This window comes from Salmonella sp. A7 (genome assembly GCF_020181675.1).
GTDB classification, from domain to species: Bacteria; Pseudomonadota; Gammaproteobacteria; order Enterobacterales; family Enterobacteriaceae; genus Salmonella; species Salmonella enterica.
The window spans coordinates 2,311,873-2,325,486 of sequence record NZ_CP084001.1; the positions used below are offsets into that span (position 1 = coordinate 2,311,873).

General features: G+C 53.0%; 10 protein-coding genes. 1 reads left to right on the top strand and 9 read right to left on the bottom strand.

Annotated features, from left to right (window positions below; genetic code table 11):
• Window positions 1–8: 8 nt before the first annotated feature.
• From narI to LCS67_RS11360, 6 genes are all read right to left on the bottom strand, one after another.
• The gene (gene narI / locus LCS67_RS11335) at window positions 9–689 is read right to left on the bottom strand and encodes a respiratory nitrate reductase subunit gamma (RefSeq protein WP_000617106.1); all 681 of its coding nucleotides are present in this window, start codon (window positions 687–689) and stop codon (window positions 9–11) included.
• Window positions 686–1,381 carry a nitrate reductase molybdenum cofactor assembly chaperone gene (gene narW, locus LCS67_RS11340; RefSeq protein WP_001166293.1) on the bottom strand — a complete coding sequence of 232 codons (696 nt, stop codon included), beginning with the start codon at window positions 1,379–1,381 and terminating at the stop codon, window positions 686–688. The genes narI and narW overlap by 4 nt, the downstream gene beginning before the upstream one ends.
• Window positions 1,381–2,925: a nitrate reductase subunit beta gene (narH, locus tag LCS67_RS11345; RefSeq protein ID WP_000702582.1), complete on the bottom strand. Its 1,545-nt coding sequence runs from the start codon at window positions 2,923–2,925 to the stop codon at window positions 1,381–1,383. The genes narW and narH overlap by 1 nt, the downstream gene beginning before the upstream one ends.
• Window positions 2,922–6,662: a nitrate reductase subunit alpha gene (locus LCS67_RS11350; RefSeq protein ID WP_031569073.1), complete on the bottom strand. Its 3,741-nt coding sequence runs from the start codon at window positions 6,660–6,662 to the stop codon at window positions 2,922–2,924. Before LCS67_RS11350 ends, narH begins: the two co-directional genes overlap by 4 nt.
• 91 nt (window positions 6,663–6,753) lie before the next feature.
• Window positions 6,754–8,142 (bottom strand): NarK family nitrate/nitrite MFS transporter, encoded by a 1,389-nt coding sequence (locus LCS67_RS11355; protein WP_000198255.1) that lies wholly within the window; start codon window positions 8,140–8,142, stop codon window positions 6,754–6,756.
• Between the two features lie 213 nt (window positions 8,143–8,355).
• Entirely contained in the window at window positions 8,356–8,934 is a 579-nt protein-coding gene (locus LCS67_RS11360) for a TetR family transcriptional regulator (protein ID WP_000121049.1), read from the bottom strand.
• A 117-nt stretch (window positions 8,935–9,051) separates the two neighbouring features.
• Between LCS67_RS11360 and smvA the strand changes: the two genes are divergently transcribed.
• Window positions 9,052–10,539: a methyl viologen efflux MFS transporter SmvA gene (gene smvA / locus LCS67_RS11365; protein ID WP_000489731.1), complete on the top strand. Its 1,488-nt coding sequence runs from the start codon at window positions 9,052–9,054 to the stop codon at window positions 10,537–10,539.
• A 24-nt stretch (window positions 10,540–10,563) separates the two neighbouring features.
• Here smvA and LCS67_RS11370 read toward each other — a convergent pair whose 3' ends face one another.
• The 3 genes from LCS67_RS11370 to yddG form a co-directional block, all read right to left on the bottom strand.
• Window positions 10,564–10,944, bottom strand: coding sequence for a GFA family protein (locus LCS67_RS11370; protein WP_014343841.1), 381 nt, complete (start codon window positions 10,942–10,944; stop codon window positions 10,564–10,566).
• A gap of 143 nt (window positions 10,945–11,087) precedes the next feature.
• Window positions 11,088–12,176, bottom strand: a complete 1,089-nt coding sequence (ompD, locus tag LCS67_RS11375; RefSeq protein WP_000769035.1) for a porin OmpD — start codon at window positions 12,174–12,176, stop codon at window positions 11,088–11,090.
• A 525-nt stretch (window positions 12,177–12,701) separates the two neighbouring features.
• A complete protein-coding gene (gene yddG, locus LCS67_RS11380; protein ID WP_000203795.1) occupies window positions 12,702–13,583 on the bottom strand; it encodes an aromatic amino acid efflux DMT transporter YddG in 882 nt (293 codons plus the stop codon).
• Between the last annotated feature and the right edge of the window lie 31 nt (window positions 13,584–13,614).

Consider the following 13,614-nt stretch of genomic DNA (forward strand, 5'->3'; position numbering starts at 1 on the left):
AAAGAGAATTAGCGGCGGGTACGAACAATCTGGTAGCGACGGGTGAAATACTCAAACGGCGCGCTCCAGACATGAACCAGGCGGGTAAACGGGAAGAGCAGGAAAATAGTCATTCCCAGCACCAGATGAACGCGGAAAACAAACGCCACACCGCTCAGCATTTCCGAAGACCCGCCGCGGAAGGTGACAATACTTTGCGCCCAGCCCACCAACTTCATCATTTCGCTGCCATCCGGATATTGCGCCGAAAACGGAATGGTGCTCAGGCCAAGCAGGCACTGAATCAGCAAAATGCTCATGATGATAATATCAGGTGTAGTGGATGTCGCCCGAACACGCTGATTGGTCAGACGACGCCACAGTAATCCCGCGCCGCCGATCAACGTTAATACGCCGCACACGCCGCCGAGGATCATCGCCATCTGCTGTTTTACCGCAATCGGCAGGAACCAGGCATACATCCAGTGTGGCGTCAGCATCCCGAACAGATGGCCAAAAAAGATCCCCAGAATGCCAATATGGAACAAATTCGACCATATCACCATCCCGCGCTTATCCAGCATCTGGCTGGACGACGCGCGCCAGGTATATTGTCCGTAGTCATAGCGCAGCCAACTGCCGAGGAAGAATACCGTGGCGCAAATATAGGGGTAGATGTCGTAAAAAAAGACGTTCAGGTACTGTATCATTTCGGGCCTCCCGCGCTGACGTCGACGTACTGCGGCGCCGCGTCCTGGCTAAAGCGTCGTTGATAATGGTGTAACGGTGAACTGTCACAGGTCGTGGCGTTATCTTCGATAAACTTCACCTGCTCTTCTTCCCAGACGGCATCCAGTGCCTGACGGGTATCATCCCGCGATTCCTGAACAATTTGCTTGGTGACACTGTCACTTGTAAGCGTACTGCCCGCCAGCGTCAGCAAGGCGTCAAACAGTTGATACCACGGCGCTCCTCGCTGTTTCAGACGACCGCCCAGCAGCGCCAGAATAGGGGCAATATTCTGTAATCCCTCGCGCGCTTCCGCTTCCGGCAACACGCTTAAGTACTCCAGATAGAGCGGCAGGTGATCCGGTAGTTCGCGGCAGTTGAGCTGCAGGCCCACGGTTTCATACTGGCTTAACAAATCGACCATCGCCTGGCCGCGATCGCGGGACTCCGCATGAACATGCTCGAATAACAGCAATGAAGTGGCGCGCCCGCGGTCAAACACTTCGCACCATTCTGCTTGTTTATCCAGTAACGGCGCATAAAGCAGCTCGCGAGTGAAGTCGGTCAGCATTGGCGCATCGTGTTGGATAAGGGCAAGCGCTTCATCCCGACATTCCCACAACTCGTCGTCCGGATATTCCATCAACAGGCCAATCGCTTTGAGGATTTGCATTATTCCCCCTCCGCTTTATCACGCACTTCGGTGATATTGATGGCATCAATACGGCTACTGTTGAACAGGTTGAATTTAGTATCCGAGCCGTGACAACCGTCGCCAAAAGTAAAGCCGCAGCCGTTGCGCTCCGGAAAGGCGTCGCGCGCCATTTCCCGGTGGCTGGTGGGAATGACAAAACGATCTTCATAATTGGCAATCGCCAGGTAGCGATACATCTCTTCAACCTGTTGTACGCTCAGACCCACTTCGTCAATCGCGCGGGTATCCGTCACGCCTTCAACCGTCTGCGAGCGCATGTAGTGGCGCATCGCCATCATCCGCTTTAGCGCCCGAATGACCGGGCCGGTATCGCCCGCGCTGAGCATATTGGCCAGGTACTGGACCGGAATACGCAGCGTTTCCACCGCCGGCAGAATATTGCCATTGTGCGGCAACCCGCCCGCGTCAGCGTATGACTGTATGGGCGACAGCGGCGGTACGTACCAGACCATCGGCAGGGTACGGTATTCCGGGTGCAGCGGAAGCGCCAGCTTCCAGTCCATCGCCATTTTGTACACCGGCGACCGTTGGGCGGCGTCGATGACGTTTTGCGGGATGCCCTGTTTAAGCGCCTCTTCGATGACCGCCGGATCGTGCGGATTGAGAAACACATCGCACTGACGTTCATACAAATCTGTCTCGTGTTCGGTACTGGCCGCTTCTTCAATCCTGTCGGCGTCGTAGAGCAGAACGCCAAGATAACGGATGCGCCCGACGCAGGTTTCCGAGCAAACGGTCGGCTGACCGGATTCAATACGCGGATAGCAAAATATGCACTTCTCAGACTTGCCGCTCTTCCAGTTAAAGTAGATTTTTTTGTATGGGCAGCCGCTGATACACAAACGCCAGCCCCGGCATTTATCCTGGTCGATTAGCACGATGCCGTCTTCTTCACGCTTATAAATAGCGCCACTTGGGCAGGTGGCGACACAACTGGGGTTCAGGCAGTGTTCGCACAGGCGCGGCAGGTACATCATGAAGGTGTTTTCGAACTGACCGTACATCTCCTTTTGTATGTTGTCGAAGTTACGGTCGCGGGCGCGTTTTTCAAATTCGCCGCCGAGCAGCTCTTCCCAGTTTGGCCCCCAGATCACCTTGTCCATCCGTTTTCCGTCAATCAGTGAACGAGGACGGGCAGTGGGCTGATGCTTACTCTCCGGCGCATGATGTAAATGCTGATAATCGAAGGTAAAGGGTTCATAGTAATCATCGATTTGCGGAATCACCGGGTTGGCGAAAATTTTGCTAATTACCCCCATTTTGCCGCCCAGACGGGGCCTTATCTTGCCATTAACATCACGAACCCAACCGCCTTGCCACTCCTGCTGGTCTTCCCAGTTTTTGGGATAGCCGATACCCGGTTTAGTTTCGACGTTATTGAACCATGCGTATTCCATCCCTTCACGTCCGGTCCAGACGTTTTTACAGGTGACGGAGCAGGTGTGACAGCCAATACATTTATCGAGATTCAGTACCATCCCAACCTGTGAGCGTATTTTCATTTTTTCGCCTCCTGTACCTGATCCCGGCCCTCATCATCCAGCCAGTTAATGTTTTTCATTTTCCTGATCATGATGAATTCATCGCGATTCGAACCCACGGTTCCGTAATAGTTGAAGCCGTAAGCCAGTTGCGCATAGCCGCCGATCATATGCGTCGGTTTTGGACAGACCCGGGTCACGGAGTTATGGATCCCGCCGCGCATCCCGGTCACTTCCGAGCCCGGAATATTCATAATTCGCTCCTGGGCGTGGTACATCATGGTCATACCCGGCGGAACGCGCTGGCTGACCACCGCACGAGCGGTAAGGGCGCCATTAGCGTTGAAGGCTTCAATCCAGTCGTTATCTTCAATACCCAATTCACGGGCATCGGCTTCGCTGATCCAGACAATCGGCCCGCCGCGCGACAAGGTCAGCATCAGCAGGTTTTCGCTGTAGGTGGAGTGAATTCCCCATTTCTGGTGCGGCGTCAGGAAGTTAAGCGCTTTTTCCGGGAAACCGTTGGGCGGAATTTCTCGCATTTCGCTGACGCTGCGGGTATCAATCGGCGGACGATATGCCACCAGGCTTTCGCCAAAAGCGCGCATCCACGCATGATCCTGATAGAGTTGTTGCCGCCCCGACAACGTACGCCACGGGATCAGTTCATGTACGTTGGTATACCCGGCGTTATAAGAGACATGTTCGCTTTCCAGTCCTGACCAGGTCGGGCTGGAGATAATTTTGCGCGGTTGCGCCTGGATATCACGAAAGCGAATTTTCTCATCTTCTTTATTGATGGCCAGATGGGTGTGCTCGCGCCCGGTCATCTCGCCCAACGCCTGCCAGGCTTTCACCGCCACCTGGCCGTTGGTTTCCGGCGCTAAGGCAAGAATCACTTCCGAGGCATCCAGCGCGGTGTCGATGCGCGGACGTCCTTTCGCCGGGCCATCGTGTTTGGTGTAATTGAGCTTACCGAGGAAATCGACTTCATCTTGCGTATTCCAGGCAATCCCCTTACCGCCGTTGCCTAATTTATCCAGCAGGGGACCCAGCGAGGTAAAACGTTCATAGGTGGCCGGATAATCGCGTTCAACCACGACGATATTGGGGGCCGTTTTGCCCGGAATAAGTTCGCACTCGCCTTTACGCCAGTCGAGAATATCAAATGGCTGCGCCAGTTCCGCCGGGGAATCATGCTGGAGCGGGTGTAACACCACATCGATTTCCTGTCCGAGGTGTCCGACACACACCTCAGAAAAGACGCTGGCGATACCTTTGTAGATTTCCCAGTCGCTTTTGGATTCCCAGGCAGGATCGACCGCGGCGGAAAGGGGGTGGATAAACGGATGCATATCCGAGGTATTCATATCGTCTTTTTCATACCAGGTGGCGGTTGGCAGGACGATATCGGAAAACAGACAGGTACTGGACATACGGAAATCAAGCGTGACCAACAGATCGAGCTTGCCCTCAATCGCGGCGGACTGCCATTCCACCTCTTCAGGCTTAATTCCTTCGCTGGAACCCAGCGCTTCGCCCTGGATACCGCTGTCTGTGCCCAGCAGATATTTGAGCATGTACTCATGACCTTTCCCGGAGGAGCCGAGCAGGTTAGAGCGCCAGACAAATAAATTTCGCGGGTGATTATGACCACTGTCAGGCTGTTCGCAGGCAAAACGGATAGCGCCTGATTTCAACGCTTGCACGGTATAATCCGCCGCAGACAGCCCGGCTTTATCGGCGCTCGCTTTCACGCTGAGCGGGTTAAGATTAAGCTGCGGCGCCGAGGGTAGCCAGCCCATACGTTCCGCGCGCACGTTGAAATCGATCAGGTGTCCGGAAAATTTAGCCGGATCGGCCAACGGCGACAGCAACTCTTGCGCAGTCAGTTTTTCATAGCGCCACTGGCTGGCATGGTTGTAGAAAAACGAGGTACTGTTCATCTGACGCGGCGGGCGATTCCAGTCCAGCGCGAAGGCCAGCGGCAGCCAGCCGGTTTGCGGCCGCAGCTTCTCCTGGCCGACATAGTGCGCCCAGCCGCCGCCAGTTTGTCCAACACAGCCGCAGAACACCAGCATGTTAATCATCCCACGGTAATTCATATCCATGTGATACCAGTGATTCACTCCCGCGCCGAGGATGATCATCGAACGACCATGAGTTTTATGGGCGGTCTCGGCAAATTCACGCGCAATAGTTTCGATATGTCGACGCGGCACACCGGTAATCTGTTCGCCCCAGGCCGGCGTGTAGGCTTTTACGTCGTTATAATTATTGGCGCTATGGCAGTCATCCAGACCACGATCCAGCCCATAATTAGCCAGCACCAGATCGTAAACGCTGACGACCATCCGCTCGCTACCGTCCGCCAGAGCCAGGCGTTTCACCGGTAACTGACGTACCAGCACCGGTTCCTGCCGCACGCTGCGAAAATGTGGGTTTTCGTTGCCGCCAAAATAGGGGAAAGCGACACCCGCCACGTCATCATGCTGACCGAGTAAAGAGAGCGACAGTTCAGTTTCGACGCCCGCCGCCACCGGTTCCAGGTTCCATTTTCCCTTTTCGCCCCAGCGAAAACCGATAGAACCATTGGGCGCGACCAGTTCGCCCGTACTGTTGAGCGCGACGGTTTTCCATTCCGGATTATTGGCTTCTCCCAGTCCATCCACCAGATCCGACGCGCGCATCATACGCCCCGGTACATAACTGCCGTCTGCGCGCTCATCCAACAGGACCAGCATTGGCATATCGGTATAACGGCGGCAATAGTTAAGAAAATAGTCGCTGGGATTATCGAGATGAAACTCTTTTAAAATAACGTGACCCATGGCCATCGCCAGCGCGCTGTCGGTACCTTGCTTTGGCGCCAGCCACTGATCGCACAGTTTAGCGACTTCGGAATAGTCCGGGGTGATGGCGATCGTCTTGGTGCCTTTGTAGCGCACTTCGGTAAAGAAGTGGGCGTCCGGGGTACGCGTCTGCGGCACGTTAGAGCCCCAGGCAATAATGTAGGCTGAGTTATACCAGTCGGCGGACTCCGGCACGTCAGTCTGCTCGCCCCAGGTCATTGGCGACGCGGGTGGAAGATCGCAATACCAGTCATAGAAGCTCAGACAAGTACCGCCAAGCAATGACAGATAACGTGTTCCGGCGGCGTAAGAAACCATCGACATTGCCGGAATAGGTGAAAACCCCGCCACACGATCCGGGCCATAGGTTTTGATTGTCCAGACGTTAGCGGCGGCAATGAGCTGATTCAGCTCTTTCCAGTTCGAACGAATAAAGCCGCCATGTCCGCGCGCCTGTTTGTAACTTTGGCATTTTTGCGGGTCGTTCATTATAGATTCCCATGCCAGCACCGGATCGCTGTGCCGGGAAAGAGCCTCGCGCCACAGTTCTATCAGCCGCTTACGCACCAGAGGGTATTTCAGACGATTGGCGCTATAGAGATACCAGGAGTAGCTGGCGCCGCGCGGGCAGCCGCGCGGTTCATGGTTCGGTAAATCGGGACGCGTGCGCGGGTAGTCGGTTTGCTGGGTTTCCCACGTCACCAGACCGTTTTTGACATAAATTTTCCAGCTACAGGAGCCCGTGCAGTTGACGCCGTGGGTTGAGCGCACGATCTTATCAAACTGCCAGCGCTGGCGATAACTGTCTTCCCAGTCGCGGTTGGTATACATCACCTGACCATGGCCGTCGGCAAAGGTATCGCCTTTTTGTTTAAAGTAACGAAAGCGATCCAACAGTTTACTCATGACATTTCTCCTGCTTCGATAAATTTTCCGCCATCCTGTCGATTTGGCGTTAAACCATTGCCGGATGGCCGTCCTACAGGTATGTATGTTGTTATTGCTGTTTAGGCTTACGACGCCCGTAGACCAGCCAGGTCAGCAGGACGCAAGCGATGTAAAACAGCAAAAAGATTTTCATGGCGCCCACCGGCGAGCCGGTCAATGCCAAAGAGGTGCCAAACGCTTTTGGAATAAAGAAGCCGCCCACAGCGCCAATAGCGGAGATAAACCCGAGCGCGGCGGCGGTATCCGTCACCGCTTCGCGCTGCGCCTGCTCATCGCTCCCGCCGCGCAGTTTGACGTTGTAGAGCGTGATCTGACGAAAGATCACCGCAATCATCTGGAAGGTAGAACCGCTGCCGAGACCCGCTGTCAAAAACAGGCCCATAAAAACAAGATAGAACGCGCTAAAGCTGCCTGCGCCGGATCCTGGCAGCGTGAGGAATAGCAGGGCGGTAAACAGCGCCATAAAGATAAAATTAATGAGCGTTACGCGAACGCCGCCGAATTTATCGGAGATCACGCCGCCTGCCGATCGCGCCAGCGCGCCGATAAAGGGGCCAAAGAACGCCAGTTGCAGAATGTTTACGTCGGGAAATTGCGTTTTGGCGAGCATGGCGAAACCTGCGGAAAAGCCGATGAATGACCCGAATGTCGCCAGGTACAGCAGGCTAAGCAGCCACAGGTGCAGGCGTTTTAGCACCGGCAATTGCGAGGCGACAGACGCTTTTGAACTGCCGATATCGTTCATACCAAACCAGGCGGCAAGTGTCGCGACAGCCAGTAACGGCACCCAGATCCAGGCGGCGTTAGTGAGGGCGAGCAGGGAGCCATCAGGTTGCGGCACGCCCCGGACGCCTAAAAAAGTAAATATCGGCAGAAAAATAACCAGCGGCGCAATCAACTGCATCACACTGACGCCAAGATTTCCCAAGCCGCCGTTAATACCCAACGCGCTACCTTGTCTGGCTTTTGGAAAGAAAAAACTGATGTTGCCCATACTGGACGCGAAGTTTGCCCCCGCAAAACCGCACAACAGAGCGATGAGCATAAATACCCCGAAAGGGGTGGCGGGATTTTGCACGGCGAATCCCAGCCAGGCGCAGGGAATAATCAATATTACGGTGCTTAATACGGTCCATTTACGACCACCAAACAGTGGCACCATAAAGGAGTAGGGAACGCGTAATATTGCGCCGGAAAGAGAAGGTAATGCGGTTAATAAAAAGAGTTGGTCGGTGGTAAAATTAAATCCAATTTTATTGAGGTTGACGGCAACAGCGCTAAACAACATCCAGACGCAAAATGCCAGGAGCAAACAACTTACTGAAATCCATAAGTTTCTTCTGGCGATGCCTTTCCCTTTATTTTCCCAGAAGGCTGGATTTTCGGGCCGCCAGTCACTCAAGAGATAACGGTTATAATTCTCGTTTTGTCGTGTCATTTTACCCCTCACATGCGCATATCATTTGAAAAAAACACAAAAAAGAGACAGAGCGTCACGCGCTCTTTTGAGAACTTATTGAAGTTTTTTTAGAATATTGAGTGAAAGAATAGATAAAAAACCAGGCCAGCGCGGCGCGAAGAGGAGATATGATGTTTCTTAATTGTTACTATTTGTAAACTAAAAGTGATTTTTATTAAATTATTTTTAACTTTACGCAAAGAGTTCAAGCGTAATCATCCGATCCAGATGGTATTTAAACGCGGGATCGGCCATTTCCGGAATACCCAGCACATACATACCGTCCAGCCCGCACACCAGTGCGATAAGCCGCCAGGCGATATCCGTGGCGTTAGCAGTAAACGTAAATTCTCCTGCCTGTTTGCCCTGCTCAATAATTGTGACCGTTTCCTCATGCCACATCTGCATCGTAAGGAGATAAGCATCTCTGATGTGCGGATCCCGGTCGGCCAGAATTTGCGCCTCTCGCCACAATTTTATGTAAGGCTCAAAGCCGCCGTCTTCGCTACCCAACATAGCGTGAAGCCGTGCACGCCAGGTGGCGGGCGGCGGAACTTGCCCGGCATCAAGCAGGGTGCGGATCAAATGGACAAAGGCCAGCGCTTTGAGCTCGCCCGCCGAGCTGAAGTGGTGATGCACCTGGCCGGCGGCGACATCGGCTTCTGATGCGATTCGTCGCACCGTCATGGCGGTAAACCCCTCTGCCAGCGCCACGCGCATCGCCGCTTGCAGGATCACTTCGCGGCGTTCATCCCGGTTAAGGTAACTCATATTTTCCCCACATTAGCCAATGCGCGCAGTGTAACAAAAAGCTGGACATTCGTTCAACTTACCGTAGGATCCTGAAGCTGGACAAGCGTCCAAATTTGAGTTTTTGAAGGGAGAGTTATGTTTCGTCAGTGGTTAACGTTAGTCATTATTGTGCTGGTCTATATTCCTGTCGCCATTGATGCCACGGTCTTGCATGTCGCCGCCCCGACACTGAGTATGACACTGGGGGCCAGCGGCAACGAGCTGCTGTGGATCATTGATATTTATTCTTTGGTCATGGCTGGCATGGTGTTGCCGATGGGCGCGCTTGGCGATCGTATCGGTTTTAAACGCCTGCTGATGCTGGGCGGGACGCTCTTTGGCCTGGCGTCACTGGCGGCGGCGTTTTCGCATACCGCCAGTTGGCTTATTGCCACCAGGGTATTACTGGCTATTGGCGCGGCGATGATTGTACCGGCGACGCTGGCCGGGATACGCGCCACCTTTTGTGAAGAGAAGCATCGCAACATGGCGCTGGGCGTCTGGGCAGCGGTAGGTTCGGGCGGAGCGGCGTTTGGGCCGCTCATCGGCGGCATATTATTAGAGCATTTTTACTGGGGATCGGTTTTCCTGATCAACGTGCCGATTGTGCTAGTCGTCATGGGCTTAACCGCCCGCTATGTTCCTCGCCAGGCGGGCCGTCGCGATCAACCGCTCAATCTTGGCCATGCGGTGATGCTGATTATTGCCATTTTGCTGTTGGTCTATAGCGCTAAAACCGCGCTGAAAGGGCATCTGTCGCTGTGGGTCATCTCGTTTACCCTGCTTACCGGCGCGCTGCTCCTGGGACTCTTTATCCGCACACAGCTTGCGACATCGCGCCCGATGATTGATATGCGACTATTTACCCATCGCATTATCCTGAGCGGCGTCGTGATGGCGATGACCGCGATGATCACTCTGGTGGGTTTTGAGCTGCTGATGGCGCAAGAGCTGCAGTTTGTTCACGGGCTATCGCCTTATGAGGCCGGGGTATTTATGCTGCCGGTGATGGTCGCCAGTGGATTCAGCGGGCCGATTGCGGGCGTGCTGGTCTCGCGTCTGGGACTACGGCTGGTCGCGACGGGCGGCATGGCGTTAAGCGCGCTGAGTTTTTATGGCCTGGCGATGACGGATTTCAGCACCCAACAATGGCAGGCCTGGGGGCTGATGGCGCTGCTGGGATTTAGCGCCGCCAGCGCATTGCTGGCTTCCACGTCGGCAATTATGGCCGCTGCGCCGGCAGAAAAAGCAGCGGCGGCCGGCGCGATAGAAACGATGGCTTATGAACTGGGCGCGGGACTGGGCATTGCCATTTTCGGTCTATTGTTAAGCCGTAGCTTCTCCGCGTCTATCCGTCTGCCTGCCGGGCTTGAGGCGCAAGAGATTGCCAGAGCGTCATCTTCAATGGGAGAAGCCGTGCAGTTGGCGAATAGCCTACCGCCCACGCAGGGGCAGGCAATACTGGACGCCGCCAGACATGCCTTTATCTGGTCGCATAGCGTGGCGTTAAGCAGCGCCGGGAGTATGCTTCTTTTGCTGGCGGTAGGGATGTGGTTCAGCCTGGCAAAAGCCCAACGCCGATAACATAACGCCTGGTGAGATAAGCGCTTAATGCGCTAGCTGGCAGGGGGAGTCCATTTCCTCAACCTCTTTACCGCTGAGGCGTGCGTATTGCCCCGTCAGTCGCCAGAAGGCAGGCTGGGTTTCGGTATAAATTTCCGCAGCCAGAATCAGCCGACGGCGATCAACTTCGTTCAGTTCCAGTAAGGTCCAGGGAATAAAATAGCGATCGGTATCGGTAAGCCGGAACCACAGCGGACACCCGCAGCCGGAACAGAAGTAGCGTTCGCCGCGCGAAGAGGATGAAAAGTATGGCGGTTCCGGGGAAAGGGGGGCTAGCTGTGGTTGCCCGCAGGCTTCCAGATACATGGCTATTCCACCCGACCATTTTTGACACAGCGTACAATGGCAGGCATAGACATCCAGCATTTCGACGTCAACGGTAAAATGGCTCTGTCCGCAAAGACAACGACCAGTGAACGTCTGCACGGCATACTCCTTATGACCGAGTCTACATCAAGAGAAAAAGCCAGCCCTGAAAGGACTGGCTTTGTATTCAGACTACAACAAAATTAGAACTGGTAGTTCAGACCAACAGCAACGATGTTGTCGGTAGACACTTTAGCCGCTTTGGTGAAGTCGCTGTCGTCCAGCAGGTTGATTTTGTAATCAACGAAGGTGGACATGTTTTTGTTGAAGTAGTAGGTAGCACCGACATCGATGTACTCAACCAGATCCTGGTCGCCGTAAGTACCCAGGTTTTTACCTTTGGATTTCAGGTAAGCGATGGACGGACGCAGACCGAAGTCGAACTGATACTGAGCAACCGCTTCGAAGTTCTGGGTTTTATTCGCGATAAACGCATCACCCGCTGCATCTTCACCGAAGGTGGTCATGTTCAGCGTTTCGGAGTAGGTGGTCGCCAGGTAGATGTTGTTCGCATCATATTTCAGACCAGCAGCCCAGACTTCAGCGTTTTTACCCGCAGCATTCAGGTTGCTCGCTGCTTTCACCTGGTTGTTAGTACGGTCAGACTTCGCATAGGCCGCACCTACGCCAAAACCTTCGTACTCATACGTTGCGGACAGACCGAAACCGTCGCCGTTAGACTCGTATGCGCCGTCACGGTCGTTTTTGCCCTGGTACTGCGCGGCAAAGTTCAGACCTTCAACCAGGCCAAAGAAGTCAGTGTTACGGTAGGTGGCAACACCAGTAGTACGGCCAGTCATGAAGACGTCAGTCTGAGTCCAGGTATCGCCACCAAACTCTGGCAGAACGTCGGTCCATGCACCGATGTCGTAAGCAACGCCGTAGTTACGACCGTAGTCGAAAGAACCGTAGTCAGCGAATTTCAGACCAGCAAACGCCAGACGGGTTTTGTCTTTGTCAGCGCCCTGGCTTTCAGTACGGTTGCCTTTGAATTCATATTCCCACTGGCCAAAACCGGTTAACTGATCGTTGATCTGCGTTTCGCCTTTAAAGCCCAGACGCGCGTAAGTTTTGTCACCATCACTTCCGTTATCATCAGAGAAATAATGCTGAGCGTGAACTTTACCGTACAGATCCAGTTTATTGCCGTCTTTGTTATATACCTCGGCTGCATTTACAACGCCTGCTGCCAACAGGGAAGTCACTGCCACTGCCACTAACTTAAGTTTCATTTTAATAATCCTTATAATTTTCTTAGCGTGTTTCCTCAACCATTGTTAAACGAGGCGTTTGTCAATGGCAGACTATTTTTAAATGACGGAGTGGCATAAGTTCAATAATAAGTTTCATAAGATTACAAATTATTTTAATTTGTGTGATCGAGATCTCCTTAATACATTTGAGAGTATTAATTTAAATAGGGACTGTCTAATAAGATATATTTTCGGAGGGGACTATTGGGCTGTTTATGGTTTTATTTTTGGTAGTAACGACTGATTATTATATGCACTAATACAGTTGCCAGCTAGCGTTAATTATATATTTGTTAATAAAATTATATCATCACATTAACATATTTAACGATTTTATAAAATCCGTATTTTTTACCAGCGCATCCTGGTATGGCGCAGGGGGAGCACGTGAAAATGAAAAATCGTCAAATACACACAGGCGATAGATAAAAGCGTAGTTGTGTTATGAAGAGTGTCAAGGTGCAGCGGGTCGATTTAATATCAACATCGGCCCGCCCGTCGTTATTAGCGCCGCCGCGTTGCCAGCCAACAAAGTAGCGAACCTACGCAAACCATGACTGCGCCTTGCCAGAAGGAGAATGACAGTGGTGAGCTGAGTAACAGCGCAGCCAGAGCAGAGGACATGACGGGGGTAAAATAAGACCCTACGGCCATGATAGTCACATTGCCATGAAGTATGCCCACATTCCATGCGGCGTAGGCAAACCCTAACGTTAATGCCGCGGTAAAAAGTTTAGCAATCACCGGTAGGCTAAATATCATGGCAGGTTGCGGCGTAAGAAAATAGTGGAACCACAGCGCCACGGCGGTGAGTAACACAAAGACGGTGATACCGTTAAAACCACGCGCATATTTATTGGTGACCGTGCAGTACGTCGCCCATATAAACGCCCCAAGAAATGCCAGTAAATAACTTAGCGGACTGGTGGCGACATTGCTGATAATTTCTCCTGGATTAAGACCATTCTCGCCCCCCAGAACCCAGCAAACGCCAGTAAGTGCAATAAGTAATCCAGGAACAATAAGCCAGTTAGTTTTTTGCCCATTAAAAAGAATGGCAAACAGAATGGTCAGGCTGGGCCATAAATAGTTAACCATGCCGACTTCGATAGCCTGATGGCGAGTGGCGGCATAACCGAGAGAAAGCGCCAGGCATATTTCATAACTGACAAACAGTACGCTGCCTGCGATGAGGTATCGCCCCGGGAAACGACGGATATCAGGTAATCCGACGGTAAAAATCAGCAGCAGGCCGCTTAATGAATAGATCATGGCTGCGCCGCCTACCGGTCCGAGACCTTCGCTGACGCCGCGAATTAACCCAACCATCGTGCTCCACAGAACGATGGCAACAAGCCCTATTAGCGTTGCTTTTTGTGATGTCATGCTTTGTGACTGTCCTGAATACCGCGCAAAA

What these genes read in the sequence shown, in the direction of transcription:
- narI (WP_000617106.1), bottom strand. Translation starts at nt 689, where the DNA reads ATGATACAGTACCTGAACGTCTTTTTTTACGACATCTACCCCTATATT.
- narW (WP_001166293.1), bottom strand. Translation starts at nt 1,381, where the DNA reads ATGCAAATCCTCAAAGCGATTGGCCTGTTGATGGAATATCCGGACGAC.
- narH (WP_000702582.1), bottom strand. Translation starts at nt 2,925, where the DNA reads ATGAAAATACGCTCACAGGTTGGGATGGTACTGAATCTCGATAAATGT.
- LCS67_RS11350 (WP_031569073.1), bottom strand. Translation starts at nt 6,662, where the DNA reads ATGAGTAAACTGTTGGATCGCTTTCGTTACTTTAAACAAAAAGGCGAT.
- LCS67_RS11355 (WP_000198255.1), bottom strand. Translation starts at nt 8,142, where the DNA reads ATGACACGACAAAACGAGAATTATAACCGTTATCTCTTGAGTGACTGG.
- LCS67_RS11360 (WP_000121049.1), bottom strand. Translation starts at nt 8,934, where the DNA reads ATGAGTTACCTTAACCGGGATGAACGCCGCGAAGTGATCCTGCAAGCG.
- smvA (WP_000489731.1), top strand. Translation starts at nt 9,052, where the DNA reads ATGTTTCGTCAGTGGTTAACGTTAGTCATTATTGTGCTGGTCTATATT.
- LCS67_RS11370 (WP_014343841.1), bottom strand. Translation starts at nt 10,944, where the DNA reads ATGCTGGATGTCTATGCCTGCCATTGTACGCTGTGTCAAAAATGGTCG.
- ompD (WP_000769035.1), bottom strand. Translation starts at nt 12,176, where the DNA reads ATGAAACTTAAGTTAGTGGCAGTGGCAGTGACTTCCCTGTTGGCAGCA.
- yddG (WP_000203795.1), bottom strand. Translation starts at nt 13,583, where the DNA reads ATGACATCACAAAAAGCAACGCTAATAGGGCTTGTTGCCATCGTTCTG.